The 4,023-nt window shown below is 36.7% G+C and carries 3 protein-coding genes; 2 read left to right on the top strand and 1 reads right to left on the bottom strand.

Annotated elements, in window-relative coordinates:
- Positions 1-53: 53 nt before the first annotated feature.
- Positions 54-1,076, top strand: a complete 1,023-nt coding sequence (locus tag AC4AGG_RS15570) for an LLM class flavin-dependent oxidoreductase (RefSeq protein ID WP_489772937.1) — start codon at positions 54-56, stop codon at positions 1,074-1,076.
- Between the two features lie 58 nt (positions 1,077-1,134).
- On the opposite strand, the gene guaA is transcribed toward AC4AGG_RS15570, so the two are convergent.
- Positions 1,135-2,664, bottom strand: coding sequence for a glutamine-hydrolyzing GMP synthase (gene guaA, locus AC4AGG_RS15565; protein ID WP_489772938.1), 1,530 nt, complete (start codon positions 2,662-2,664; stop codon positions 1,135-1,137).
- Positions 2,665-2,893: 229 nt separating this feature from the next.
- Between guaA and AC4AGG_RS15560 the strand changes: the two genes are divergently transcribed.
- The coding region (locus AC4AGG_RS15560) for a Pycsar system effector family protein (protein ID WP_489772936.1) at positions 2,894-4,023 on the top strand (1,130 nt) is incomplete at its 3' end.

Below are 4,023 nucleotides of genomic sequence, written 5' to 3'. Positions count from 1 at the left end.
AAAAAATTAGAAAAAAAATAACTAAACTAATATAACCACTTAAAAACAAAACCATGAAACTTTCCATTTTAGATTTGTCAGTCGTTCCCAAAAACGGCGACAGAACGCAAGCTTTAAGAAACACTTTAGACCTTGCCCAAAAGGCTGAAAAATGGGGATACAACAGATTCTGGGTAGCAGAGCATCATGCGGCTGGAACAGGAGCCGGAAGAACACCAGAAGTTATGATTCCCTACATCGCTTCACAAACCGAAAAAATAAGAGTTGGTTCTGGTGCTGTCCTCCTCAATCATTACAGTCCATTCAAAGTAGCTGAAGTTTTTAATTCTCTTGAAGAATTATTCCCAGATAGAATTGATATGGGAATCGGTAGAGCGACAGCCGGACCTATTATCGATATGGCACTGCAAAGAAACCGTTCATCAAGGCATAATTCCACAGATGACTCTGCGGAACAGCTGGTTGAATTAGTACATTGGATCAATCAAGATTTTGATTTCAATAATCCTTTCAGTAAAGTAATTTCATATAATAATGGAAGTTCTCCAGAGTTTTGGCTACTCGGATCTAGTCCATGGAGTTCTAATATTGCTGGTCAACTTGGTTTATCCTATGCATTTGCAGCGTTTATCAATCCGGTCCAATCCTACCCTATTTCTCGGTTTTACATCCAAAACTTTAAACCTTCGAAAGATCCTGCAGGAAATCAAAAGCCCAATCTTATGTTAGCACTTAATGTTTATGCAGCTGAAACAGAGGAAGAAGCGAACAGATTTGCAGCACCTTTCATTCTATTTGATTATAAACTAAGGACTAAAGGCGATATCCACAGCCTTTTAGAAGATGAAGATACCGCCATTAGAGAGTTGGGCGGATTACCGCAATTCGAAGAGATGCAAAACCCAGTTCAACCACCAAGAATCTTGACTGGAACGCCAGAAAAATTACATGAATGGTTAACCCAAATTGCAGATGCTTTTGGAGCAGAAGAGATTATGCTGCAAACAGTTACTTCTAATCATGAAGCAAGGCTCAGATCACATCAATTGCTTGCAGAAGCATTTAACTTAACCTAAAAAGTGAATAAATGTCCTGATATTTTCAAACTTATTAAAGCTATAATCCCTTATATTTCTATTCCCACTCAATAGTTGCAGGTGGTTTACTGGAGATATCATAGGTTACACGGTTAATTCCTTTAACCTCATTGATGATTCTGTTAGAAACTTTTTCTAAGAATTCCCAAGAAAAATGACTGAAAGTAGCCGTCATAAAGTCTATGGTATTAGCAGAACGCACAACAGCTGTATATTCATAAGTTCGCTCATCTCCCATCACACCAACAGATTTAACGGGCAACAAAACTACAAATGCTTGCGAAACTTTTTCGTAGAAATCATTTTTGTATAATTCTTCGATAAAGATATCATCCGCTTCTTGCAAAATTTTCACTTTTTCTGCGTCAACTTCACCCAAAATTCTAATTCCAAGACCAGGACCTGGGAAAGGATGACGATACACCAAATGATGCGGAATACCCAATTCCTCTCCCACTTTTCTAACTTCATCTTTAAATAATTCTCGCAATGGCTCCAGTAGTTCTAATTTCATTTCCTCTGGAAGTCCCCCCACATTATGGTGAGATTTAATCACCGCTGAAGGTCCTTTTACAGATTGACTTTCGATAACATCTGGATAAATCGTTCCTTGCGCCAAAAATTTAGCTCCTTCTATTTTGTGAGATTCTTCGTCAAAAACATGAACAAACTCGTTTCCGATAGCTTTACGCTTGGCTTCGGGGTCAGAAATCCCTTTTAATTTATTTAAAAATCTCTCGGAAGCATCTACCATTTTGATATTCATGTGGAAGTGCTCTCCATAATTTTCCATTACTTTCCTACCTTCATCTTTTCTCAGTAGCCCTGTATCAACAAAGATACAAGTCAATTGGTCACCAATCGCCTTATGAATTAATACCGCAGCAACAGAAGAATCTACACCACCAGAAAGTCCGAGAATTACTCTTTCTGTCCCCACTTTTTCTTTAATTTCTGCAACCGTTCTTTCGATATAGTTGGTTAGTTTCCAATTCTTTTCGGCATTACAAACTTTAAAAACAAAGTTTTCCAGCATCTTAGCACCTTCTGCGGTGTGAGAAACCTCTGGATGAAACTGTACGCCGTAGATTTTCTTTGCTTCATTAGAAATCGCAGAGATAACGTCTGTTTTACCGTTAATCTCAAAACCTTCAGGAACAATTTCTACTTCATCAAAGTGACTCATCCAAACAATGGAATCGGTGGAAACACCTTCAAAAAAAGCAGAACTTTTTTCAATATGCAAATTGGCCTTACCGTATTCTCCCTTCTCGCCTTTTTTAACCGTTCCTCCCAAAACATAAGTCGTCAACTGCATTCCGTAGCAAATCCCCAAAACAGGAATTCCAAGTTCGAAAAGTTGCTTCTCAACAAGGTGTGCATTTTCCGCATTAACGGAACTTGGACCACCAGAAAGGATGATTCCAACAGGTTTTCTTTCTAAAATTTCAGAAACTGGAGTACTGAAGGGTAAAACCTCCGAGTATACTTCCATTTCACGAATTCTACGAGCTATTAATTGATTGTACTGTGAGCCAAAGTCAAGGATAATGATTCCGTTATGCATGAATGATGGTTTAGATGATGGTTGAAAAATTTCTAATTCTAATTTGCGCAAAAATACGTTTTTTTTCATCTTTTTTGGCAGAAAGTCATCACCAATTAAGGTAAAAGATTAAAAGAATCGTCCTCAATTATATATTTGAATTTGAATGTAGAAATTAAGTTAAACCTTTTCTTCTGCATCGGATGTTATGTTAATATTTGTAATTTTGCCGATATTAAAAAACAACACCATGCTTGAAACTGTCAATAAAGCAGAAATCTACGTCAAGGATTTGCTGGAAAAAGAACTATCTCCTAAAAATTTTTATCACAATCTATCACATAATCAACGAGTTGTAAATGACGTTACTTATTTGGCTAAAAAAGAAGGACTTTCAGAAGAAGAGAAAGCGCAATTACAGCTTGCAGCGTGGTTCCATGATACTGGATATACCAAATCCGACCAAAATCATGAAGAAGAAAGTGCAGCCATCGCAGAAACTTTTTTAAAATCGGAAAATGCCTCCCCAGAAACCATCAATAAAGTAAAATCGCTGATTTTATCAACTCAATGGAACGTAGCTCCCACCAACAATCAAGAAAAAATAATGATTGATGCAGACTTTGGGCATATGGCAGCTGAAAATTACTTTGAAATATCTGGAAACCTTAAAAAAGAAATTCAACATAAGACTGGTAAAAAATTGGATGAATTGCTATGGCAAAAGAGAAATTTGGATTTCTTTAAAGATCATGCTTATAACTCCGCCACTGCACAATCCAAATGGAAACCCAAAAAAGAAATTAATCAATTGGAAAAGAAAATCGAAAAATTAGAGCAAAAAGCTATCGCCAAAGAAAACTCCGCAAAAAAACTGGGACGTGGAGTCGAAACGCTATTCCGTGTCCAGTTAAAGAATCACATTGAGTTAAGCGCAATTGCTGATACCAAAGCCAACATTCTACTTTCGGTCAATGCAATTATTATCTCCGTGGTGCTTTCGACACTCATGCCAAAATTGGATAGTATGTCCAATTCCTTTTTGGTGATTCCTACTTTTATTTTAATTACTTTCAGTGTTATCACCGTTGTATTATCTGTACTTTCAACGAGACCCAATATTTCCAATGTCAAAGTCACACAAGACATGATTAAGGAAAAGAAAACCAATATTCTGTTCTTTGGAAATTTTCATAAAATGAGTCTCAAAGAATTCGAATGGGGAATAGACTATCTCATTGATAACGAAGACGTTTTATATAACTCACTCACCAAGGACCTCTATTATCTCGGTTTGGTATTGGAGAGAAAATATCGATTACTAAGAATTACTTATACCGTATTTATGGTCGGAATTATCGTATCCGCTTTGGCATTAAT

The organism is Chryseobacterium sp. CG10_8, assembly GCF_058117085.1.
The sequence above is the reverse complement of the archived record's forward strand: the minus strand, read 5'-3'. Positions and strand labels throughout refer to the sequence as shown.